21 protein-coding genes are annotated in these 21597 nt (G+C 72.8%); 10 read left to right on the forward strand and 11 right to left on the reverse strand.

The genetic code is table 11. The features are described 5' to 3' along the window. Positions 1-3: 3 nt before the first annotated feature. Positions 4-876, reverse strand: a complete 873-nt coding sequence (gene pdxY, locus ABD948_RS04085) for a pyridoxal kinase PdxY (protein WP_345262912.1) — start codon at positions 874-876, stop codon at positions 4-6. Between the two features lie 62 nt (positions 877-938). Between pdxY and ABD948_RS04090 the strand changes: the two genes are divergently transcribed. The 3 genes from ABD948_RS04090 (at position 939) to ABD948_RS04100 (ending at position 4909) form a co-directional block, all read left to right on the forward strand. Next, positions 939-2591 (forward strand): GMC family oxidoreductase, encoded by a 1653-nt coding sequence (locus tag ABD948_RS04090; RefSeq protein WP_345262914.1) that lies wholly within the window; start codon positions 939-941, stop codon positions 2589-2591. Then, complete coding sequence (locus ABD948_RS04095) at positions 2591-4168, forward strand: succinic semialdehyde dehydrogenase (protein WP_425576523.1); 1578 nt, start codon at positions 2591-2593, stop codon at positions 4166-4168. Before ABD948_RS04090 ends, ABD948_RS04095 begins: the two co-directional genes overlap by 1 nt. 222 nt (positions 4169-4390) lie before the next feature. Beyond that, on the forward strand, positions 4391-4909 hold the full coding sequence (locus ABD948_RS04100) for a hypothetical protein (protein WP_345262916.1): 519 nt from the start codon (positions 4391-4393) through the stop codon (positions 4907-4909). A 10-nt stretch (positions 4910-4919) separates the two neighbouring features. Here ABD948_RS04100 and ABD948_RS04105 read toward each other — a convergent pair whose 3' ends face one another. The 4 genes from ABD948_RS04105 to ABD948_RS04120 form a co-directional block, all read right to left on the reverse strand. Further along, positions 4920-5693 carry a dioxygenase family protein gene (locus ABD948_RS04105; protein WP_345262917.1) on the reverse strand — a complete coding sequence of 258 codons (774 nt, stop codon included), beginning with the start codon at positions 5691-5693 and terminating at the stop codon, positions 4920-4922. Positions 5694-5763: 70 nt separating this feature from the next. After that, positions 5764-6579: a MerR family transcriptional regulator gene (locus ABD948_RS04110; RefSeq protein ID WP_345262919.1), complete on the reverse strand. Its 816-nt coding sequence runs from the start codon at positions 6577-6579 to the stop codon at positions 5764-5766. Positions 6580-6616: 37 nt separating this feature from the next. Continuing rightward, positions 6617-7333, reverse strand: coding sequence for a uracil-DNA glycosylase (locus ABD948_RS04115; protein WP_345262921.1), 717 nt, complete (start codon positions 7331-7333; stop codon positions 6617-6619). A gap of 28 nt (positions 7334-7361) precedes the next feature. Beyond that, positions 7362-7931 (reverse strand): TetR/AcrR family transcriptional regulator, encoded by a 570-nt coding sequence (locus tag ABD948_RS04120; protein ID WP_345262923.1) that lies wholly within the window; start codon positions 7929-7931, stop codon positions 7362-7364. A gap of 82 nt (positions 7932-8013) precedes the next feature. Between ABD948_RS04120 and ABD948_RS04125 the strand changes: the two genes are divergently transcribed. Continuing rightward, the gene (locus tag ABD948_RS04125; RefSeq protein ID WP_345262925.1) at positions 8014-8586 is read left to right on the forward strand and encodes a dihydrofolate reductase family protein; all 573 of its coding nucleotides are present in this window, start codon (positions 8014-8016) and stop codon (positions 8584-8586) included. A gap of 15 nt (positions 8587-8601) precedes the next feature. Here the strand turns inward: ABD948_RS04125 and aac(3) are convergent, their stop codons facing one another. Genes aac(3) through ABD948_RS04140 form a run of 3 tightly spaced genes read right to left on the reverse strand, consistent with a single transcriptional unit; the run spans position 8602 to position 12181 of the window. Then, complete coding sequence (aac(3), locus tag ABD948_RS04130) at positions 8602-9408, reverse strand: aminoglycoside 3-N-acetyltransferase (RefSeq protein ID WP_345262927.1); 807 nt, start codon at positions 9406-9408, stop codon at positions 8602-8604. After that, entirely contained in the window at positions 9405-10835 is a 1431-nt protein-coding gene (locus tag ABD948_RS04135; protein ID WP_345262929.1) for a pyridoxal phosphate-dependent decarboxylase family protein, read from the reverse strand. Before ABD948_RS04135 ends, aac(3) begins: the two co-directional genes overlap by 4 nt. Continuing rightward, positions 10835-12181 carry an MFS transporter gene (locus tag ABD948_RS04140; protein ID WP_345262931.1) on the reverse strand — a complete coding sequence of 449 codons (1347 nt, stop codon included), beginning with the start codon at positions 12179-12181 and terminating at the stop codon, positions 10835-10837. Before ABD948_RS04140 ends, ABD948_RS04135 begins: the two co-directional genes overlap by 1 nt. 582 nt (positions 12182-12763) lie before the next feature. On the opposite strand from ABD948_RS04140, the gene ABD948_RS04145 reads away from it, so the two are divergent. Both ABD948_RS04145 and ABD948_RS04150 read left to right on the forward strand, forming a co-directional pair. Beyond that, positions 12764-14224 (forward strand): HNH endonuclease signature motif containing protein, encoded by a 1461-nt coding sequence (locus ABD948_RS04145; protein WP_345262933.1) that lies wholly within the window; start codon positions 12764-12766, stop codon positions 14222-14224. A gap of 163 nt (positions 14225-14387) precedes the next feature. Further along, positions 14388-14990: a hypothetical protein gene (locus ABD948_RS04150; protein ID WP_345262935.1), complete on the forward strand. Its 603-nt coding sequence runs from the start codon at positions 14388-14390 to the stop codon at positions 14988-14990. Positions 14991-14999: 9 nt separating this feature from the next. Here the strand turns inward: ABD948_RS04150 and ABD948_RS04155 are convergent, their stop codons facing one another. Then, positions 15000-15410 (reverse strand): hypothetical protein, encoded by a 411-nt coding sequence (locus ABD948_RS04155; protein ID WP_345262937.1) that lies wholly within the window; start codon positions 15408-15410, stop codon positions 15000-15002. 52 nt (positions 15411-15462) lie between these two features. Here ABD948_RS04155 and ABD948_RS04160 point away from each other — a divergent pair, with 52 nt between their 5' ends. Further along, positions 15463-16128 (forward strand): hypothetical protein, encoded by a 666-nt coding sequence (locus tag ABD948_RS04160; RefSeq protein WP_345262939.1) that lies wholly within the window; start codon positions 15463-15465, stop codon positions 16126-16128. 17 nt (positions 16129-16145) lie between these two features. Here the strand turns inward: ABD948_RS04160 and ABD948_RS04165 are convergent, their stop codons facing one another. After that, positions 16146-17288, reverse strand: a complete 1143-nt coding sequence (locus ABD948_RS04165) for an alpha/beta fold hydrolase (protein WP_345262941.1) — start codon at positions 17286-17288, stop codon at positions 16146-16148. A 213-nt stretch (positions 17289-17501) separates the two neighbouring features. Here ABD948_RS04165 and ABD948_RS04170 point away from each other — a divergent pair, with 213 nt between their 5' ends. Further along, complete coding sequence (locus ABD948_RS04170; protein WP_345262943.1) at positions 17502-17990, forward strand: hypothetical protein; 489 nt, start codon at positions 17502-17504, stop codon at positions 17988-17990. 6 nt (positions 17991-17996) lie between these two features. Here ABD948_RS04170 and ABD948_RS04175 read toward each other — a convergent pair whose 3' ends face one another. Further along, a complete protein-coding gene (locus ABD948_RS04175; RefSeq protein WP_345262945.1) occupies positions 17997-19424 on the reverse strand; it encodes an alpha,alpha-trehalose-phosphate synthase (UDP-forming) in 1428 nt (475 codons plus the stop codon). 172 nt (positions 19425-19596) lie between these two features. Between ABD948_RS04175 and ABD948_RS04180 the strand changes: the two genes are divergently transcribed. Both ABD948_RS04180 and ABD948_RS04185 read left to right on the forward strand, forming a co-directional pair. After that, positions 19597-20928: a sensor histidine kinase gene (locus ABD948_RS04180; RefSeq protein WP_345262947.1), complete on the forward strand. Its 1332-nt coding sequence runs from the start codon at positions 19597-19599 to the stop codon at positions 20926-20928. Positions 20929-20939: 11 nt separating this feature from the next. Next, a complete protein-coding gene (locus ABD948_RS04185; RefSeq protein ID WP_345264459.1) occupies positions 20940-21593 on the forward strand; it encodes a response regulator transcription factor in 654 nt (217 codons plus the stop codon). The last annotated feature ends 4 nt before the right edge of the window (positions 21594-21597 follow it).

Raw genomic sequence — 21597 nt, forward strand, 5'->3', positions numbered from 1 at the left:
CGCCTACCGCAGGCGGCGCGCCTCGAAGCGCAGCGGCGGCGAGGCGATCTCGTCCTGCGCGGCCACCAGCTGGATCTCGCGCGTGCCGGCCTCGAGGGTCCGCTCGAGCACCGCGAACACGCTCGAGGTGGTGGCCATCAGGGCCTGGGCCGGCGAGCCGGTCGTGCGCAGGTGCGCCAGGTAGAGCGCCGCGGTCACGTCGCCGCAGCCGTTGGGCGTGATCGGCAGGAGGGGCGTGGTCACCGCCCACGCGCCGTCGTCGGAGACGGCGACGACGTCGATGCTGTCGCCCTCGCCGCCCGCACCTCCCGCACCGCCGTCCTCGGTGATCACGCTGGTCACCAGCACGTCGCGCGGGCCGGTGGCGCGCACCGCGTCGACCGCGTCGAGCACCTGCGCCATCGTGCGGGTGGTCGTGCCGGCGAGGAAGTCGAGCTCGAAGTGGTTGGGCGTGATCACGTCGGCGGCGGGGACCACCTGGTCACGCATGAACTCGGGGATGCCGGGCCGCACGAACATCCCGCGCCCGACGTCGCCCATCACCGGGTCGCAGCAGTAGACGGCGTCGGGGTTGGCCGCCTTGACCCGTGCGACGGCGTCGAGCACCACCGCGCCGACCGCGGGGTCGCCCTGGTAGCCCGAGAGCACGGCGTCGGCCTCGCCCAGCACGCCGCGGTCCTCGATGCCCGCGATCACCTCGGCGACGTCGTCGGGTGCGAGCAGCGGTCCGCGCCAGGCCCCGTACCCGGTGTGGTTGGAGAAGTGCACGGTGATGACCGGCCACACCTCGTGCCCGAGGCGCTGGAGCGGGAAGACGGCGGCGGAGTTGCCGACGTGGCCGTAGGCCACCGACGACTGGATGGAGAGGATCTTCACGGACCCGATCGTCCTCTCGGACACCTAGCCGGAGCAAACTAGAACAGGTTACAGTTCCCGCCATGAGCAAGCGTGCAGAGCGGTGGGACGAGGCCGACTACGTGGTGGTGGGCTCCGGCAGCGCCGGGGCCGCGGTCGCCGGGCGGCTGGCCGAGTCGGGGGCGAGCGTCATCGTGCTCGAGGCCGGCAAGACCGACCTGAAGCTGCTGACCCGCAAGCCCGGGATGATCGGGCCGATGCACGCGGTGCCCGAGATCAAGAAGCTCAACGACTGGGGCTACTACTCGGTGCCGCAGAAGCACATCCTCGACCGCAAGATGCCCGTGCCGCGCGGCAAGGTGGTCGGTGGCTCCAGCTCGGTCAACGGCATGGTCTACGTGCGCGGCAACCGCGCGAACTTCGACTCCTGGGCCCGCGAGGGCAACACCGGCTGGGACGCCGACTCGGTCAACGCCACCTACAAGAGGATGGAGGACTTCGAGGACGGCGAGAACGCCTTCCGCGGCGCCGGCGGGCCGATCAAGGTGACCCGCAACAAGATGCCGCAGGAGGGGTCGCTGCAGTTCATCCAGGCCACCGCCGACGTCATGGGCTGCAAGATCCTCGACGACTACAACGCCGAGGAGCAGGAGGGCGTCGGGCGGATGCAGCAGAACGCCGCCGACGGCTGGCGCTACAGCGCCTCGCGCGGCTACATCCACGACCTGGCCCCGCAGACCCTGCAGCTGCAGTCCGAGGTGCTGGTCACCAGGGTCGTCATCGAGAACGGCCGCGCCACCGGCGTCGAGTTGCGCGACACCTCGCGCAAGGGCCGTGGCGCCACGCGCACCGTGCGCGCCGGCAAGGAGGTCGTGCTGGCCGCGGGCTTCGTCGGCTCCGCGCAGCTGCTGATGCTCTCCGGCGTCGGCCACGCCCAGCACCTGCGCGACCACGGCATCGAGGTCGTCTCCGACCTGCCGGTCGGCGACAACCTGCACGACCACATGTTCCACGCGATGACGTTCCACGCCACCAGCTCCAAGATGCGCGGCAACGCCCTGTACTTCGCCAAGGGGCTGGCCAAGGAGCTGCCCCGGCCGGGCTCCACCTTCCTGGCCAACTCGGTCTTCGAGGTGCTGGCCTTCCTGCGCACCTCGCAGGCCACCGACGTGCCCGACCTCCAGCTGCACCTGCTGCCGTGGAGCTACGTCTCGCCCAACCAGGACGAGGCCATCCGCCACGACGTCGACCCGCGGCCCGCGCTCACGATCCTGGCGACGCTCATCTACCCGCGCAGCCGCGGCACGCTGCGGCTCGCCTCCGCCGACCCTGCTGCGGCGCCGCTCATCGACCCCGCCTACCTCGCGGACGCAGCCGACCTCGACCTGCTCACCGAGGGCTCGGAGATGGTGCGCGAGATCATGGCCGGCGCCGCGTTCGGTGGTGCGGTCAAGGGCGAGATCCACCCCGGCGGCCAGCTGCGCGGCAGTGAGCTGCGCAACGCCATCCTCAACCGCGCCACCTCGGTCTACCACGGGGTCGGCACCTGCCGGATGGGCGTCGACGAGCTCGCCGTCGTCGACCCGGAGCTGAAGGTCCGCGGCGTCGAGGGGCTGCGCGTGGCCGACGCCTCGATCATGCCGTCGATCACCGGCGGCAACACCAACGCGCCCGCCATCATGATCGGCGAGCGCGCCTCCGACCTGATCCTGGGCCGCCCGGCCGGGGCCCGCTGATGGTCCGCCCGGTCGCCGGCGACCTGCGCCGTCCCGCCCACCTGACCGACGAGTTCCTCGAGGGCCTCGTGGCGCGCGTGCCCGGCTCGGGCGGCGCCACCTGGAAGCTCACCGAGGTCTACACCGGCGAGGTGCTCGTCGAGCTGCCGCAGTCCACCCCGGAGGACATCGAGCGCGCCTTCCTCAAGGCTCGCGCCGCCCAGGCGCAGTGGTCGCAGTGGCCGCTCAAGAAGCGGCTCGCCGTCTTCAAGCGTGCGCACACGCTGCTGGTCGACAACGCCCACCGCACCGCCGACCTGATCCAGGCCGAGAGTGGCAAGAACCGGCGGATGGCGGTCGAGGAGTCCTGCGACCCGCCCATGGTGATCAGCCACTACCTCAAGCGCGCGCCCAAGGCGCTCGCACCGGTCACTCGCGGCGGCCCGATCCCGGTGCTCTCCACCTCCACCGAGATCCGCCAGCCCAAGGGCGTCGTCGGCATCATCGCGCCCTGGAACTTCCCGTTCGCCACGGGTCTCTCCGACGCGATCCCCGCGCTGATGGCGGGCAACGCCGTCGTGGTCAAGCCGGACAACAAGACCGCGCTCTCGCCGCTGTTCGGCATCTCGCTGCTCGAGCAGGCCGGGCTGCCCAAGGGCCTGTTCCAGGTGGTGTGCGGCGAGGGCCCCGACGTCGGGCCGACGCTCATCGACAACGCCAACTACGTGATGTTCACCGGCTCCACCGCCACCGGGCGGGTCATCGGCGAGCGGGCGGGCCGCAACCTGATCGGCTGCTGCCTCGAGCTCGGCGGCAAGAACCCGATGATCGTGCTGCCCGACGCCGACCGCGACGAGTGGGTGAAGGGCGCGCTGTTCGGCGTCTTCGGCAACACCGGCCAGATCTGCATGCACATCGAGCGGATCTACCTGCCCGACGAGCGCTACGACGAGCTGCGCGACGCCTTCGTGGCTGCTGCCGAGAACCTCACGATGGGCGCCACCTACGACTTCGAGCCCGAGCTGGGCTCGCTGGTCTCGGTCGACCACCGCGACCGGGTGGCCTCGCACGTGGAGGACGCCGTCGCCAAGGGCGCCCGGGTGCTGACCGGAGGCCGCGCCCGCCCCGACATCGGCCCGGCGTTCTTCGAGCCGACCGTGCTCGAGGGCGTCACCAACGACATGCTCGCCGGCTCCTGCGAGACCTTCGGCCCGGTGGTGGCGCTGCACCGCTACCGCCACGTCGACGAGGCGATCGGTCTGGCCAACGACACCGACTACGGCCTCAACGCCTCGGTGTGGGGCACCGACCTCGACGCCGCCCGTGCCGTCGCCCGCCGCATCCACAGCGGCAACGTCAACGTCAACGACGCCCTGGCCACGGCCTACGCCTCCAAGGGCACCCCCTCGGGCGGCGTCAAGCAGTCCGGCGTCGGCGCCCGCCACGGCGACCAGGGGATCCTGAAGTACACCGACGTGCAGAACCTCGCCGTGCTCAAGAAGCAGGTCATGGGCGCTCAACCGGGCCAGGACTACGACGCCTACGTCAAGCAGATGCTGACCTCGCTGAAGCTGATGCGGCGCACGCGCATCCGCTGACGACGTCGCCGCCCGCGCGTCTCGTGCTGCGGGCGGCCGGGACGGCGGCTAGTGTCCTGCGCGCGAAATCCGTGTCATAGATCGCGGTCTGCGTGCGTGCATCGCAAGGCGGCGTCGCGCCGTCACATTGGGCGTCTTTCCAGCGTCGCCAACGCCGCGAGGTGCGTGCGCAGGCCGCGAGAAATGTCGCGGATTTCAAGTGCAGGACACTAGGTTGCCGCCATGGATCGTCGTGCTGCCGGGGTCGTCACCGTGCTGCTCTCGCTGCTCGCCACCCTGCTCGTCGGTGCGGGGCCGGCCTCGGCGGCCACCGGCAACATCCCGGACGCCGATCGCGACGGCGAGACCACGTCGCTCGACTTCCAGCGCGTCCACGTGAGCAACAACGAGCGGGCGGTCGTGGTGACAGCGTACTTCGACCGGGTGGCCCGGGGACTCATGGGGGTGTACCTCCAGACCGACGGCGGCGAGACGGTGCTGGTCGGCGCCGACTACCGCCCGGGCCGCGAGCGCGTCCTGTTCTACTCCGAGGGTCGGCGAACCTGCCGTGGTCTCTCCGTGCGCTGGGACGTGCACGCATCCACGGCGCGCGTGCGGGTGCCGGCGCGCTGCGTGGCCGGGGGCGACCACAGCGCGGTGCGCGCCCAGCTCATCACCGAGCAAGGTGGCGACACCGACCTCGTCCCCGACCAGACCTTTGCGGGCACGTGGCCGTGGAGCCGGTGGTTCGCCCGCGGGTGACGAGCCGCCGTCAGGCCACCTGCAGCGACCGCTTCGAGAGCCCCAGCCAGTAGCCGTCGATCACCTGGTTGCCGGGCGTGCCGGCGTCCCGGGCCGCCCCGAGGGTGACGAAGAGCGGCGAGAGGTGCTCGACGGTCGGGTGCGCGTAGGGCATGCCCGGCGCGCGCTCGGCGAAGGCGGCCAGCTCGTCGACGTCGCCGCGCGCCAGCGCCTCGCCCGCCCAGCGGTCGAACTCCACCGACCAGGTCGGCGGGGTGGCGTCCAGCCGCCAGTCGGTGAGGAACGGCAGGCCGTGGGTGAGGAAGCCGCTGCCGACGATCAGCACGCCCTCCTCGCGCAGCGGGCGCAGCCGCTCGCCCAGCCGCAGCAGGCGCTGCGGGTCGTGGGTGGGCAGCGACATCTGCAGCACGGGGATGTCGCCGTCCGGGTACATGATCTTCAGCGGCACCCAGGCACCGTGGTCGAGCCCGCGCGAGGTGTGCTGGTGCACCGGCTCGGTGGCCGGCATCATCGCGGCGATCCGGCTGGCCAGCGCGGAGGCGTCCGGGGTCGCGTAGGTCTCGCGGAAGTACTTGGGGTCGAAGCCGCCGAAGTCGTAGACCAGGGGAGCACCGCTCGCGCTCAGCGACAGCGGCGCCGACTCCCAGTGCGCGCTGACGATCAGGATCGCCGTCGGCCGGGGAAGGTCGCCCGCCCACGCCGCCAGCTGGCCCGACCACGTGGGGTCGTCGAGCAGGGGCGGCGCGCCGTGGCCGATGTAGAGCGCGGGCATCAGGTCATTCATGATTCAACTATACATCGGGGCGGACGTGTCGCCGAGTCGTCGCGGACGCGCGCCAGGGGAGGCCCGGCCCTCAGGCGACGGGCTGCTGCAGCTCGGTCACCCAGCCGGTCGGGTCCTGGAAGGGCGTCTCCAGATACAGCTCGCGGCCGGGGCCGGAGGTGGCGAGACCTCGGCGTTCCACCTCGGTCTCCAGGGCCTGCCAGGCCGCGCCGATGTCGTCCATGGGGCCGTGGTGCACCAGTGTCAGGGCCTGCTCGACGGCGGGCAGGTCGACCAGCTCCAGCCCGCCGGAGGCGGCGGTGGCCGAGCCGGCGGACGTCGGCCAGCCCACGCTGATGTCGACGCCGCCCGCCTCGAGCGGGGTGTAGCTGGCGGTGGCCGGGCCGGCAGGCCGCAGGCCGGCGGCGCCCATGAGCTCACCCAGCCGCTCGAACAGGGAGCCCACCATCGGGCCGATCTCCTCCATGGACTCGACTCGGTCGCGGACCTGCGCCAGGCTGCCGGCGGGCAAGGGCTTGATCAGGAACTCGTGCTCGGACATGGTGCCTTCTCTCTCGATCGCCCGAAGACGGGCCGCGACGCCGGTGAGGCGCTGCTGGTCGGCCGTGATCTGCTCGGCCAGCTGCGCCTCGCGCAGCCGCAGCATCCCGCGCAGCTCCTCCGCACCGACGCCGCCGTCGAGGATTCGGCCCACCTGGTCGAGGGCGAAGCCGAGGTCCTTGAGGGCGACGAGCCGGTTGACGCGCGGGAACTGCGTGGCGCTGTAGGAGCGGTAGCCGGTCACGGGGTCGACCGCGTGCGGGGTCAGCAACCCCAGCTGGTCGTAGTGGCGCAGCATCCGCACGGACAGGCCGGCGTGCTTGGCGAAGTCTCCGATGCTCAACATGACGAGGACGAGGCTGGCGTCTCACACGGTGTGAGGGTCAAGCGTTCGGCGAGTCGGGGACCGGCAGGCTCCAGTCCACGGGCGCGGCGCCCTGCTCCTCGAGCAGTGCGTTGACCCGGCTGAAGGGACGCGAGCCGAAGAAGCCACGGCGCGCCGAGAGCGGCGAGGGGTGCGCCGACTCCACCCACGGCACCGACCCCAGCTCGCCCTTGAGCGACTGGGCGTCGCGTCCCCACAGGACGGCGGCCATCGGCTGGCCGGCGCCCGCGCGCTCCACCAGCACCTTGATGGCGTGCTCGGTGACCGGCTCCCAGCCGCGCCCGCGGTGCGAGGCGGGCTCGCCGGGCCGCACGGTCAGGGCGCGGTTGAGCAGCATCACTCCCTGCTCCGACCAGGGCGTCAGGTCGCCGGAGCGGGGCGGCACGACGCCGAGGTCCTCGCGCAGCTCCAGGTAGATGTTCACCAGGCTGCGCGGCAGCGGCCACACCTCGGGGTCGACGGCGAAGCTGAGCCCGATCGGGTGCCCCGGGGTCGGGTAGGGGTCCTGGCCGACGACGAGCACGCGCACCTGCTCCAGCGGGCGGCGGAAGGCGCGGAAGACGTGCTCCCCGGCCGGCAGGTACCCACGCCCGGCGGCGACCTCCTCGCGCAGGAAGGCCCCCATCCGCGCGACGTGCTCCTCCACGGGCGCGAGGGCCTCGGCCCAGTCGGCCGCCATCAGCCCCTTCTCCACCATGCCCGCGAGCGCACTCATGCGGCGACCGTAGCGGGCGCGACCAGGCTCAGTCCGGCATGAGCCGGTCCACCAGCTGCCGGACGACGGCATCGGTGCTGGTGCCGGCGTCGATGGAGGTGGTCAGCCGGTCGAGCATCAACCCGTCGAGCGCGTAGTGGAACAGGGCGATCTCGCGCCGCCCGCCGGCCATGCCGGTGCTGCGGTGGAAGGCGACGTCGGCGGCGAAGCCCTCGCGCAACCAGGTACCGAGCAGCTGCTCGACCTCGGGACGGCGGGCGGCCTCGAGCCGGAGCTCGAAGAGGGCGAGGGTCACCTCCCGCTCGCGGGTCAGGCGCTCGACGATGTAGCCCACGTAGTCGCGCATCAGCGCCCGGCCGGGCCGGCGGCGCGCCCACGGCTCGATGACAGCGGGGTCGGGGGCGAGGCGCTCCCCGATCCGCGCGACCAGTGCCTCGAGGAGCGCGTCGCGGCTGCGGAAGTAGTTGGAGGCAGTGCCGCGCGGCGTGCCGGCGCGGTCGTCGACGGCGCGGTGGGTCAGGCCGCGGGCACCCTCCTCGGCCAGGATCGCGAGGCCGGCGTCGGTCAGCGCGGCACGTCGCTCGGGGTTGGTGGGCACGGGCAACAGGGTAGCGACGACCACGACACCTGTCGTAGTCTGGATGACGACCACTACATCTGTCGTGAAAGCAGGACGAGACGTGCGTGCGCTGACCTATTTCGTGGCCACCTCCCTGGACGGGCGGATCGCCGGCCCGGACGGCGACTGGAGCGCCTTCCCCACCGAGGGCGACCACCTCGACATGATCCTGGCGAGCTGGAGCGACACCCTGCCGGCGCACGTGCTCGCAGCGCTGGGGCGTGAGCCGGACGGCACCCGGTTCGACGCCGTCCTGATGGGCTGGGAGACCTACGCCGTCGGGCTGCCGCTCGGCGTCACCTCGCCGTACCCGCACCTGGAGCAGGTGGTGGTCAGCCGCCGGCACGGCCCGGAGGACGTGCCGACCGACGTGCGGGTGGTCGGTGACCCGCTCGCCGAGGTCCGGCGGCTCAAGCAGCAGCCCGGCGCCGGCATCTGGCTGTGCGGCGGCGGCGCGCTGGCGGCGTCGGTGGCCGAGGAGATCGACCGCTGGGTGCTCAAGGTCAACCCCGTCGTCATGGGTGACGGCGTCCCCCTGCTGCACGGCGGCGGCTACGCTCCGCGTGACCTCGTGCTGACGGCGTGCACCCCCTACCGCTCCGGCGTCGTCGTCCTGGAGTACGAGCGGGCGTGAGGCCCTCGCGGCAGGTCAGCGGGCGAGGCGCCGCTCCAGCCAGTCGACCGCGAAGGCGGTGACCGCGGCGGCGTCGACCAGCACGCTCGGCGCCTGGCCGACGCGTCCGCGGCGTCCCCGACCCGTGGCGAGGAACGCCTCGACCACCTCGGCGAAGTAGTCCTCGGCCAGCCCCTCGACGACGGGCTCGCTGGTGTCGAACTCCTCGACCCAGCGCCACTCGGTCCGGCCGTCCTCACCGAGCAGCGGCACCTCGTAGCGCAGGACCCGCTTGCCCGGCAGGTCGGCGAGGTGCTCGGCATGGTGCAGGAGCGTCATCGTGTCGAGCGGGGCTCCCAGCAGGAGCACGCGGCCGCCTGCCTCCACGAGCCGCGCGAACGGGGTGCCGGGACCGTAGCCGTAGTCCAGCGGGTGCGGGTCAGTGAACCACGCGGCGCGGGCGCCCAGGGCGGCGACCGAGGCGCCGTGCGCCGCGCTGCGCAGGGCGCCGGGGGTCGTGCGCAGGAACTCGGGCAGCACCCCGTTCTCGCGAGCGGCACGGGAGGCCCGCGGGTCGAAGGGCGCGGCGTGCGACCGCCAGGGCTCGGGCACGCTGCCGTCGTCGTCCGCCACCTCGTGGAAGCGGATCTCCCAGTCGGTGTAGGCCAGCACGGTGCCCGCCGGGCCGACGACGTCGCGCAGCGCGGCGATCACGGTGTCGGGGCCGTCGAGCAGCGGCCCCACCACGCTGACGGCGGCGTGCACCATCACGCTGTCGCCGTCCGCCAGACCCAGCGCAGCGAGATCGCGTGCCAGGTCGGCCCGGGTGAGCGGCTGGCTCACGGCGGGGTGGGGCGGCTGAGCCGGTCCAGGAAGGCCCGCATCACGGCCTCGCGCAAGGGCGGCGCGGCCAGGTCGAGCAGCGCGTTGATCTCGGCGCGACGGGTGGGCAACGACAACCCGTCGGCGTCGGCGCTCTCGCTCACTAGGCCGGCGGCTGCGAGCAGGCCGTCGAACGCGGCGTCGTCGAGGGTGGCCGGGTCGAGCAGCCCGACGACCGCGGCGACCTCGGGGTCGACCTGCACCGGCCCGGCCTGGACGGCGGCGGCCACCGACTCCGCCAGTGCGGCGGTGAACCCCTCCACGTGCGCCAGCGTGGCCGCGCTGACCGACACGTGCACGGTGGCCGGCTGGTCGCGGAAGCGCATCTGCGGCTGCACGTACCAGCCACGCTCGGTCATCTCGTCCACGAGCGTGAACGGGTCGCAGGTCTCGTCGGTGGTGAACGCGACCAGGGTCGAGTCCGGTGCCGCCACCACGCGCAGCGCGGGCTGGGCCTCGACCGCGGCCACGACGGCATCGGTGGCGCGCAGGGCCTGGTCGGAGAGCCGCTCGTAGCCGGCGTCACCCACCTGCTGCAGCACCGCCCAGGCGCCGGCCACCGGGCCACCCGAGCGTGTGGACTGCATCGTGGAGTTGAGCATCGTGTAGCCCGGCCAGTCCGCCCAGGCGAACAGCTGCGGGCGGCGCACGGCGCTGTCGCGGTGCAGCAGCAGCGAGGCACCCTTCGGGGCGTAGCCGTACTTGTGCAGGTCGACGGAGATCGAGGTGACGCCGGGTACGGCGAAGTCCCAGGCCGGCACGGCGCGACCCAGCCGTGCCGCGTAGGGCAGCACCCAGCCGCCGATGCAGGCGTCCACGTGGCAGCGGATGCCGCGCTCGGCCGCCAGGGCGGCCAGATCGGTGATCGGGTCCACCACCCCGTGTGCGTAGGAGGGAGCGCTGCCGACGACGAGAACAGTGCTCTCGTCACACGCTGCCGCCGTGGTGGCGACGTCGGCGCGGAAGTCGGACCCGGTGGGCACCACCCGGGCCTCGACGCCGAAGTAGTGCGCGGCCTTGTGGAAGGCCGCGTGCACCGTGTCGGGGACGACCATCGACGGGCGGCTCACGTGCGGGAAGGCGTCACGGGCGCCCTGCACGGCCAGCAGCACCGACTCGGTGCCACCGGAGGTCACGGTGCCCACAGCACCCTCGGGTGCGGTGAGGAGCCTCAACCCGAACGCCACCAGGTCGTTCTCCATGCGCAGCAGGCTCGGGAAGGCCGTGGGGTCCAGCCCGTTGGTGGCGGCGAACGCACCGACCGCCGCGGCAGCCAGCCGGTCCAGCTCGGGCATCCCCGAGTCGTAGACGTAGGCGAGCGTGCGGCCGCTGTGCACCGGCAGGTCGTCGCCGCGCAGCTGCTCGAGCCGGGCCAGCACGTCGTCCATCAGGTCTCCTGGTGCTCGGGGGTGTCGGTGAGGTCGTCGAGGCGGTAGCGGACCAGCCAGACCAGGCTGAGCAGCACCAGTGCCGCGGGCAGCAGCGAGAAGCCGAGCGTGATGGCGGTCAGCGCCGAGTCGGGCTGCACCAGGTCGCCGGTGGTGCCGGAGCGGTAGGAGCCGGCGGCCAGCACCAGCGCGAAGACCCCCGGCCCGAGTGCCAGCCCGAGCGTCTCGCCCGCCGTCCAGACGCCGGTGTAGACGCCGACCCTGCTGGTGCCCGTGCGGCGGGCGTCGAGCGCGGCGGCGTCGGGCAGCATCGCGAGCGGGAACACCTGGCATCCGGCGTAGCCGACGCCCACCAGGGCGACGGCGGCGAACACCACCGCGGTCGGGGCCACCTGCGCCGTCGCGGCCAGCGCGGCGCCGAGCGCCAGCACCAGCGAGGAGGCCAGGTAGCCGCGACGCTTGCCGATCCGGGACCCCAGGGCGGCCCACGCCGGCGTCAGCACCAGCGCCGGGCCCACGAAGCAGACGAACAGGATGGTCGCGGCGCCGCTGCGCCCCAGCACGTCACCGGCCAGGTAGTCGACGCCGGCGAGCATGCAGCCGGTGGCGAGCGCCTGCAGCACGAAGCAGGTCAGCAGCGCCCGGAAGTCGGGAGCGCCGGCGACGAGCCGCAGCTGGTCGCGCAGGCTCCCCGGCCCGGGTTCCACCGCGCCCACGGGTGCGTGCCGGGTGCCCCGGTAGGCCGCCAGCACACCCACGAGGATGATCCCCGCCATCACCACACCCATCACCCGGTAGCCGTCGCGACCGCCCACGGCGTCGCGGATGGCAGGTGCCGAGGCACCGGCCACCAGGATCGTGAGCGCGAGGATCGCGACGCGCCAGGTCATCAGGCGGGTGCGCTCGGAGTAGGAGTGGGTGATCTCGGCCGGCATCGCCACGTAGGGCACCTGGAAGAAAGCGTAGGCCGTGGCGGCCGCCAGGAAGAACACCAGAACCCAGGCCGCCTCGAGCGTGCGTGACCCCAGCCCCGGCGAGGCGAAGACCAGCGCGAAGCACACCGCGAGCAGCAGACCGGCACGCAACAGCCACGGCCGCCGGGGCCCGCGCGGGTCGCGGGTGCGGTCGCTGATCCGCCCCGCGACCGGGTTGAGCACCACGTCCCACGCCTTCGGCAGGAACACGATGGCGGCCGCGGCCACGGCCGCGATGCCGAGCGAGTCGGTGAGGTAGGGCAGCAGCATCAGCCCCGGCACGGTGCCGAACGCGCCCGTGGCCACCGACCCCGCGCCGTACCCCAGCCGCACCCAGCGGGTGAGGGCGGCAGCGCGGTCCGGGTCGGGCATGGCCGGACCCTAGCGGGCGGGTGCCGCCTGGGGGGTGGTTCGACGGCTCCCGAGGTCTTTCGCTGGTTGAGCCGTGAGGAGCGCCAGCGACGAGCGTGTCGAAACCTGGCGAGCCGACCGCCCTCCGGTGCCCACTGAGCCGCGGCTCGCGGTCGCCCGTGGTGCGGACCGACAGCGACGACGGCGAGGGCGCTGCGGTGGGCCGCCGCGCACGGCCGTCTTCCGGTGGTGGAGTAGCCGGGTGGCGAGCTTGCGAGACATCCGGCGTACCGAGACCTCCGCACCTGGCCGCTCGCCTGCACACCGGCATCGCCGGTGACGGGCTGGCGGTGGTCCGGACCGACAGCGACGACGGCCAGGGCGCCGCGGTGGGTCGCCGCGCACGGCCGTCTTTCGGTAGTCGAGTAGTCGGGTGGCGAGTTTGCGAGACACCCGACGTACCGAGCCCCCCGCACCAGCTCGGCAACCGCGACCACCCTTGTCCAGGAACAGAAAAACTGTTACTAGTTTGTTCCTCGGCGACCCGTGGATAACTCCCGAAACCGGGCCTTAAGTGTCGGTGGTCGGTGCTTGAGTAGACCAATGACCAGCACCGCTCCCGACCTCGCCGAGGTCCTCGCGCGCGAGGAGATCGAGCGTGCGGAGCGCGAGCACGCGCTGCAGATGGTGCGCTCGGCGCAGAACCAGCTGATGAGCGCCGAGGTCGCGAAGCTGCGGATGATCGTGGAGTGGGCGAAGGTCAACCGCTTGGATGACGACCACCTGGCCGGTGAGCCCGACCCCGAGGCCGTCATGTCCGACGAGGAGGTTGAGGAGCTGGAGGCCGCACTGGGTGAGCAGGGGTTCTGCGACCGCTGGTTGAGCGTGGCCGGCCCGGGTGCGCCGGTCGTGTCGGAGTTCGCGGCCATGGAGCTCTCCTCCACCCTCGGCATGGGCACGGACGCCGGGCTGAGCCTGGTGGGGCGGGTGCTGGAGCTGAAGTACCGCCTGCCCCGTCTTTACCGAAGGGTCGAGGAGCTGCAGGTCCCGGTGTGGAAGGCGTTCGAGCTCGCCGACCTGACCCAGAAGCTCCCGTACGAGGCCGCGGTGCACGTGGACCGCCAGGTCGAGGCCGCGGCCGGGAAGATCGGCAAGCGCCAGATGGAGCGACTGGTCGCGGAGACCCAAGCGAGGTTCGACCCCGCCGCCGCGGCCCAGGCAGAGAAGGGGAAGCGGGAGCGTCGGTTCTTCGACATCGGCGAGTCCCGCAGGACCCCCGACATCGCTGGCAGCCTGGAGTCGCTCGCCGGCACTCGTGAGGTCACCGGGTGCCTGGACGCCGCCGACGCCGCCGACCTCGAAGCCGTCATCCGCCACACAGCAAGGGCGCTGGGCAAAGCCGGCTGTGAGGACTCCCTGGACGTGCGCCGCGCGGCTGCGGTGGGTGAGCTCGCCCGCAACCAGCTCGCCCTTGACCTCGAGACCGGCGAGATCACCGACCAGCCCCGCTCCGGCTTTCACGGTCGTGCGGTGGAGCTGGTGGTGCACCTGTCCGACGAGGCGTTCACCGTCGCGGGGTACATGGTCGGCCGCCTCGAGAGCACCCAGACCCCGGTGAGCGCCGACGTGATCCGCGACTGGTGCGGCACCGCGGGCAGGATCATCGTCCGGCCGGTCATCGATCTCAACGGTGCGGTGCATGTCGAGCAGTACGAAGTCCCCCAGCGCATGAAGCGGCGCTCCCGGTGGACCGACCCGCGCTGCGTCTACCCCCACTGCAACCGCCCCGCGGATCGCTGCGACTGCGACCACCTCAAGCCCTACGAGCAGGGCGGCGCGACCTGCACCTGCAACCTCGCGCCGCTCTGCCGGCGCCATCACCGGTTCAAGACCCACGGCGCGGTGACCTACCGACGACTCGGACCAGGCGCGTACGAGTGGGAGTTCCAGACCGGGATGACCATCGTCCGCGACCATCTCGGCACCCATCCGCCTGTCTGGCCCAAGCCGCCTCCACCGGACGACTGGGAAGCCGAACCACCAGACGACCCCGTCTTCGACTGACAATGCGTCCTCGACTACCCGCTGGTCGAGGTGCGAGGAGCGAGCCACGAGACCCGGTGAGCTGATCAGCCTTCCGCCTCAAACCGGGGTGACTGGAGGGCAACCGGGTGTGGGGGTCTCGTGGCTGAGCACGCACCCGAGCCGGATGGTGCATGCTCGTCGCGTGCGCCGAACCCTGCTGCCCATCGCCTGCCTGGTGCTGGCCCTCGTCGGCTGTGGCGCCGAGACCGGGGACCAAGCGGGAGAGCCGGTCGGTGGCGACGTGCCGACGACGCCCCGGGCGCTGGCCGCAGTGGCCGCCGAGTACACCGGCACGCCGTCCTCGGCGGACCGCGAGGCCGACGCGGCCGAGGAGTTCGCGCGTGGCGGCGTGGGCGCCGAGCTGCGCTTCGGCTCCGACGGCGAGTACGACGGCGATGCGCTCACGGTCGCCGTGGGCCAGGGCCTGGACCCGTCGTTGACCGACTGCGAGAGCACGACCAACGAGTACCTCGCCGGCTGCGTGGAGACCGACCTGGGCGTGCTCCTGTGGGAGGCCGAGGCACCCGAGGAGGATCCGGGCGTGGTCTACGTGGCGGTCGAGAAGGGGGACACCTCGGTGCTGCTGTTCTACTCAGGCCCCGCGATCACCGGCGATCCCCGCGAACTCGACCTGCCCATCTCCGTGGAGTCGCTCTTCGACATCGCCAGCGACCCCCGCGTCGATGTCACCACGTCCCAAGCGGCGATCGAGGCCGGCTCCGACCTGTCGTTCTGGCGCGGCTGAGCTGTAGCTTCATGGCCCGGGGGGAGTGCCGTCGGGGCACTCGACGCGCATCGCGGTGACCCGGCCGGCGACGTCGTAGACGCGGCATGCCACGCCCCACGTGGCTTCGCCCTGGTCCGGCGGCAGCAGGTCGCCCGACTCCCAGAACGCGTACACGTCGACGCGGATCGAGGTGCCCTCGCCCCCGACGACGCGCCAGTCGGCGTTGGCCCGGCTGCCGATCACCGAGCGACCCCTACCCTCCAGCCAGCGCGCCACCACGGCGCGCCGCCGCTCCGGCGACCCGGGCCGGGCGCGCGCCAGCACGTCGTCGAGCGCGGTCGGCAGCACGAGGTCGGCCACCCGGCCCGCCTCGGCGTCGGCATCCTGCTGGAGGGTGCTGCACCCCGCGGCGAGCAGCACCACGGTCAGGACGGCCACGCACTGCGGGAATCGGCGGACGACACACACCCGGACATGGCACCATCCGCCGGTGCGCACCGCTCTCTCGGCCCTCGTCCTCACCCTCGCCGCGACGCTCCTGGCCGCCACACCCGGGTCGGCGGCGCCGGCCGACGACTGGCGCGGCTCGACGACGGCCCAGCCCGACGCGTACGCGTGGCTGGACGACCTGACCCCGGACATCGACTACGAGATCCTCACGGTGCGCGGCCTCACTCCCGCGCAGGTGCGCCGCACGCTCGGCACAGTCACCAAGCGTCTTCCCGACATGACGCCTGCGCGATCCGAGCGGTGGGTGTCGAACCGGGTCGACCGGCGCGACTACAGCGCACCGTGCCTGGCGCTGGTCGACGGGCGCGGGCCCGCGGTCGTCGTCTACCTGCCCTACTGGTCAGCGGGGGATGCCCTCGCTCGCCTCTCCCGCAACGGCACGGTGGCCGGCTTCGTGACCACCGTCGAGCTCGACACCTACGTGACGGTGGCGAAGCGGGGCCGCGTCGTGCGCGACTTCGACGCCGGCTTCCGGCCGCCCCGCCGCAGCGCGCTGCCGCAGGAGCAGGGGCTGGACTGGGGCTCCCGCGACCAGAACATCTGGGCGACGGCGTGGGCCTTCAACGAGAGGGTGACCCGCGTGCACCTGAGCGAGGAGTGGTTCCAGGGTCCGCACCCGGCCTACCGCTTCCGCGGCACCTGCTGAGGCCGCTGACGCTCCAGCTAGCGCGCCAGCGCCCGTGACCCACCGGAGCCGTGCTGCCGCTTGCGGCTCGTGCCGATCTTGCCGGGGTCGGGGTCGGCGCCGGACCAACGGTCGATCCAGTCGTCGATGGCGGGCCAGGTGGTGCCGCGGGCGGCACGGCCGGTGAGCATGCCGAGGTGCCCGCCCGGGACGATCTCGAACTGCACCTCCTGGGAGCCGCTCAGCAGCGGCACCATCGCCTTGACGGCGGGCACCGGCGCGATGCCGTCGGTGGCGCCGGCGAACACCAGCACCGGCGGGGTCACCTCGGAGAGCGAGATGTCGCGACCGTCGAGTTCGAAGACGCCGTCCTTGAGCACGTTGCCCTTGAGCAGCCGGTGGTAGAGCTGGCCGAAGGTGCGGCCGGGGTAGGCGGTCATGTTGGCCATGAACCGGTCGACCGCCTCGACCTGGGCGAGCCACTCGGTGTCGTCGATGTGGGTGAGCACCGCGGCCGGCTTGGTGACCAGCTTCTGGATGGAGGAGAGCTGGAAGGCCCACTTGACCATCGGCTGGGGCGCACCGCCCATCGCCTGGTAGGCGCGCGTGACCAGACCTCGGCCCTCTCCGAGGTTGAGCAGCGGGCGCAGCGGCGCGACGAGCGGCACCAGGCTGGTGTCGACGGGGGAGCCGACGACGGCGATCGAGGCGATCGGCAGTTCGGCGTGGTCGGCGGCGGTGAGCAGCGCGAACAGGCCTCCCAGGCTCCAGCCGACCAGGTGCACCGGGCGGCCGCCGGCGTGCTCGGAGACCTCGCGGATGGCGGCTGGCACCACCTCGCGCACCCAGTGCTCGATGCCGAGGTTGCGGTCACGGAAGGAGACCTGCCCGTACTCGACCAGGTAGGTCGGGCGCCCGCCGGCCACCAGGTGCTCCACGAGCGAGCAGCCGCGGCGCAGGTCGAAGCAGAGCGCCGGCGCAGCCAGCGGCGTGACGAGCAGCACCGGGTCGCCCTGGGGTCGCGAGGTGGCCGGACGGTAGTGGTAGACCTCGCGCAGCATGCCCTCGTCGATGAGCGTGCGCGGCATCGGCCGCAGGTCGGCGAGGCCGCCGTAGAACGCCTTGTGCGCCACGTTGCCGGCGGCGCTGACCAGCTGGGCGGGCTTCGGGATCAGGTCCACCCCAGCCAAGTTACCCGCTCGTCCCCACGGGTGCGGCTAGTGCCTTGAATCGGAAGTTGTTGATCGGTTGGCGGTCTCAGGGTGTGTGCAGCGCAAGGCGCCGGCGCGCTGCCATACCGGGTTGTCTCGCAAGCGTCGGCAACGCCGCGATGTGCGTGCCATGGGGACGCGAAGCGTCCGAGAACTTCCGGTTCGAGGCACTAGCATCCGCGGATGCCGAGCACGGGCGACGCCGAGATCCGGTTGAGCAGCGCCCTGCCGGTCTCGGCCGCACAGGCGTGGGAGCGCGTGACGACGCCCGAGGGCATCGACCACGAGCTGGGTCCGCTGCTCTCCATGACGATGCCGCCCGGGTTGCGCGGCCGTTCGCTGGCCGATGCGCAGGAGCTGGTCGGGCTCCCGCTGGGCAGGGCGCGGTTGCTGCTGCTCGGCGTCCTCCCGGTCGAGCACGACGAGATGACGCTGGTGCGGGTCGACGCCGGCCGCGGCTTCCACGAGCGGTCCTCGATGCGGCTGCTGCGTCGCTGGGAGCACGAGCGCACCGTCGAGCCCCGGGGCGCCGCGATGTGCGTCGTCCACGACCGGCTGGTGCTCGAGCCGCGCAGGGGTGTGCCGCTGCCGGTGGCCCGCCGGGTCACCGCAGCGCTGTTCGCACACCGGCACCGGCGCCTGCGGGGGTGGGCGGCCGACGTCGCCGCGTGAGCGCCGTCAGTCCTCGTGGGCGGGCCGGGTCTTCTTGTCGTGCTCGTGCTCGCCGTCGGTGAGCTCGGTCATGAAGCTGCGCGCCCAGGCCTGGACGTCGTGCTGGCGCACCTGCTTGCGCATGGCCCGCATCCGGCGCTGCGTCTCCTTCTCGTCGGCCTGGTAGGCCTCGAGCAGCGCGGACTTCATGCCGTTGATGTCGTAGGGGTTGACCAGCCACGCCTGGCGCAGCTCCTCGGCGGCGCCGGCGAACTCCGAGAGCACCAGCGCCCCGGTGTCGTCGTAGCGGCAGGCCACATACTCCTTGGCGACCAGGTTCATGCCGTCGCGGTAGGGCGTCACCACCATGATGTCGGCGGTGCGGTAGAGCGCCGCCATCTCCTCGCGCGGGTAGGAGGAGTGCAGGTAGCTGATCGCGGGGCGCCCGATGCGGCCGAGGTCGCCGTTGATGCGACCCACCAGCCGCTCGATCTCGTCGCGCAGCACCTTGTACTGCTCCACGCGCTCCCGCGAGGGCACCGCCACCTGCACGAAGACCGCGTCCTCGACGTCGAAGTGCCCGTCCTTGATCAGCTCGCTGAAGGCGCGCAGCCGGGCGTAGATGCCCTTGGTGTAGTCGAGCCGGTCGATGCCCAGGAAGATCTTGCGCGGGTTGCCCAGCGCCTCGCGGATGTCGGAGGACCGCGTGGCGGCGGCCGTGGAGGTGGCCAGCTTCTCGAAGCCCGCGGCGTCGATGGAGATCGGGAACGCCTTGGCACGCACGGTGCGGCCGTCGGGCAGGTAGATGGTGTCGCGGTGGGTCTTGTGCCCCACCCGGTGGCGCACCAGGCGCACGAAGTTGGCGGCCCCGCCCGAGAGCTGGAAGCCGACCAGGTCGGCGCCGAGCAGTCCCTCGAGGATCTGACGGCGCCACGGCAGCTGCTGGAAGAGCTCCTGCGGCGGGAAGGGGATGTGCAGGTAGAAGCCGATGCGCAGGTCGGGGCGCAGCTCGCGCAGCATCTGCGGCACCAGCTGCAGCTGGTAGTCGTGCACCCAGACCGTCGCACCCTCGGCGGCGTGCTCGACCGCCTTCTCGGCGAAGATCCGGTTGACCTCCACGTAGTACTCCCACCACTCGCGGTGGAAGGCCGGCTTGGCCACGACGTCGTGGTAGAGCGGCCACAGGGTGCCGTTGCTGAACCCCTCGTAGAAGCCCTGCACCTGCTCCGGCGTCAGGCTGATCGGCACCAGCTGCATGCCGTCGTCCTCGAAGGGCTCGAGGTCGGTGTCGTTGCCTCCCGGCCACCCGATCCACACGCCGTTGCCCGTGCGCATCACCGGCTCGATGGCGGTCACCAGCCCGCCGGGGGAGCGCCTCCAGCCGGGCTTGCCGTCCGCGAGCGTCACGCGGTCGACCGGGAGGCGGTTGGCGACGATCACGAGGTCCGAGGGCATGGCCGTCACGCTAGCGGCTGCGCGTGAGCGGCCGGCAGCACCCGGCAGGGTGGACGGCCGTCGTCGGGCCGTGTGTCGGGCCGGCTGTCGGGCTGGCTGTCGGGCTGGCCTGACACCGGGGCGACCTGCTGGCAGGATCGTGCGGACGCGGCGCGGTCCCTAGCGTCGTCGCATGACCTCGAACCTCGCGGAGAGCACCCCACCGACGATGTCCCAGCGACCCGGCACGGGCGACGACGCCGCCGCTGCGTCCGAGGTGGACGGCGTGCCCCGGGCGCGCCGCCTCGGCCTCGACACCGCCTACGTGGCGACGGCCCTGCCGCTGGGCGTCGTGGGCTTCGTCGTGGTCCTCACCGGGCTGGCGCTCGGGCTCGGGCTGCTCGTCGTCTGGGCGGGTCTCGCGGTGCTGACCGGCACCGTGCTCGCAGCCCGGGCGCTGGCACACCTCGAGCGCGGTCGGCTGCGCACGCTGCAGCTGCGCGAGGCCGCCACGCCCGCCTACCTGACGGCGCCGCCGGGCGCCCGGCCGATCCGTCGGGTGCTGACGCCCCTGCGCGACGCGCAGTCCTGGCTCGACGCGCTCTGGGGTCTCGCCGGCTTCGTGACCGGCCTGACGGCGTTCGTCGTCGTCGTCAGCTGGTGGGCCACCGCGCTCGGGGGCGTGACGTACTGGTTCTGGCAGCAGTGGCTGCCCGACGACAACGTGGGCCTGGTGCAGCTGGTCGGCTTCGGCGACAGCACGGTGCTGGAGTCGCTGCTCAACCTGCTGGCGGGACTGTTCTTCGCGGTGACGCTGCCGGCGGTCACCCGGGTCAGCGCCCTCGCCCACGCGGGCCTGGCCTCGGCGCTGCTGTGCGGCCGCGCCGAGCTGCAGCAGGAGGTGCAGCGGGTGGAGGAGGGCCGCTCGGCCGCCCGGGTCGCCGAGGCCGCGTCGCTGCGCCGGCTGGAGCGCGACATCCACGACGGCCCCCAGCAGCGGCTGACCAGGCTCGCGCTCGACCTCGGCCGGGCTCGGCACCAGCTGGACCAGGAGGACCCGCGCCGCGCGGCCGAGACCCTGGACGCGGCGCTGGCGCAGACCCGCGCCACCGTGGAGGAGCTGCGCGCGCTCTCGCGCGGGATCGCGCCGCCGCTGCTGGTCGACCGCGGGCTACGCGTGGCGCTCGAGGAGCTCCTCGATCGCTCGGTGGTGCCGGCCCGGGCGCGCCTCGAGCTGCCGGAGCACCTCGCGCCGCACGTGGAGACCGCGGTCTACTTCGTGGTCTCCGAGGCGTTGACCAACGTGGCCAAGCACAGTGGCGCCGCCGCGGTCGAGGTGGCGGTGCACCTGACGGACGGCTCGGTCGTCGTCCGGGTCGAGGACGACGGCGTGGGCGGCGCCCACCTGGCCAAGGGCGCCGGACTGGCCGGCCTCGAGCAGCGGCTCGCCGGGGCCGACGGCACGCTCCGCATAGACTCGCCGTCGGGGGGACCCACCAGGCTGTGTGCTGAGATCCCGTTGTGAGCCGACCCTCCCTGCGCGTCGTGGTGGCCGACGACTCCGTTCTGCTGCGCGAGGGGCTGGTGCTCGTGCTCGCCGAGGCAGGGCACGAGGTGCTCGCCGCGGTGGGCGACGGGCCCGGCTTCGTGGAGGCCATGGCCACCCTGCGGCCCGACGTCGGCGTGGTCGACGTCCGGATGCCGCCCAGCCACACCGACGAGGGGCTCCGCGCCGCCGCCGAGGTGCGCCGGGCGCGGCCCGACGTGCCGGTGCTGGTGCTGAGCCAGTACGTGGAGGTGGCCTACGCCGAGGACCTGCTGGAGGCCGGCGGCGCGGGCACCGGCTACCTGCTCAAGGACCGGGTCGCCGACGTGGAGGACTTCCTGGGTGCGCTGGGCACCGTGGCGGCCGGTGGCACGGTGCTCGACCCCGAGGTGGTGCGCCGGCTCATGGTGCGGCGACGGGACCCGCTCCAACGGTTGACCGAGCGCGAGCTCGAGGTGCTGGCGCTGATGGCGCAGGGACGGTCGAACGCCGCGGTGGCCCAGGCCCTGACCGTGACCCCGGGTGCGGTCGAGAAGCACACCCAGCGGATCTTCGCCAAGCTCGAGCTGCACCCGGACGACGACGCCGCGCACCGCCGGGTGCAGGCGGTGCTGCGCTACCTGCGGGCCCGCTCGACGGACTGACCAC

It is taken from the genome of Nocardioides nanhaiensis (assembly GCF_039542785.1).
GTDB classification, from domain to species: domain Bacteria; phylum Actinomycetota; class Actinomycetes; order Propionibacteriales; family Nocardioidaceae; genus Nocardioides; species Nocardioides nanhaiensis.

Excerpts from the sequence above, each read along its gene's own strand:
- ABD948_RS04090 (WP_345262914.1), top strand. The coding sequence starts at position 939 with ATGAGCAAGCGTGCAGAGCGGTGGGACGAGGCCGACTACGTGGTGGTG.
- ABD948_RS04095 (WP_425576523.1), top strand. The coding sequence starts at position 2,591 with ATGGTCCGCCCGGTCGCCGGCGACCTGCGCCGTCCCGCCCACCTGACC.
- ABD948_RS04100 (WP_345262916.1), top strand. The coding sequence starts at position 4,391 with ATGGATCGTCGTGCTGCCGGGGTCGTCACCGTGCTGCTCTCGCTGCTC.
- ABD948_RS04105 (WP_345262917.1), bottom strand. The coding sequence starts at position 5,693 with ATGAATGACCTGATGCCCGCGCTCTACATCGGCCACGGCGCGCCGCCC.
- ABD948_RS04110 (WP_345262919.1), bottom strand. The coding sequence starts at position 6,579 with ATGTTGAGCATCGGAGACTTCGCCAAGCACGCCGGCCTGTCCGTGCGG.
- ABD948_RS04115 (WP_345262921.1), bottom strand. The coding sequence starts at position 7,333 with ATGAGTGCGCTCGCGGGCATGGTGGAGAAGGGGCTGATGGCGGCCGAC.
- ABD948_RS04135 (WP_345262929.1), bottom strand. The coding sequence starts at position 10,835 with ATGGACGACGTGCTGGCCCGGCTCGAGCAGCTGCGCGGCGACGACCTG.
- ABD948_RS04140 (WP_345262931.1), bottom strand. The coding sequence starts at position 12,181 with ATGCCCGACCCGGACCGCGCTGCCGCCCTCACCCGCTGGGTGCGGCTG.
- ABD948_RS04145 (WP_345262933.1), top strand. The coding sequence starts at position 12,764 with ATGACCAGCACCGCTCCCGACCTCGCCGAGGTCCTCGCGCGCGAGGAG.
- ABD948_RS04170 (WP_345262943.1), top strand. The coding sequence starts at position 17,502 with ATGCCGAGCACGGGCGACGCCGAGATCCGGTTGAGCAGCGCCCTGCCG.
- ABD948_RS04175 (WP_345262945.1), bottom strand. The coding sequence starts at position 19,424 with ATGCCCTCGGACCTCGTGATCGTCGCCAACCGCCTCCCGGTCGACCGC.
- ABD948_RS04180 (WP_345262947.1), top strand. The coding sequence starts at position 19,597 with ATGACCTCGAACCTCGCGGAGAGCACCCCACCGACGATGTCCCAGCGA.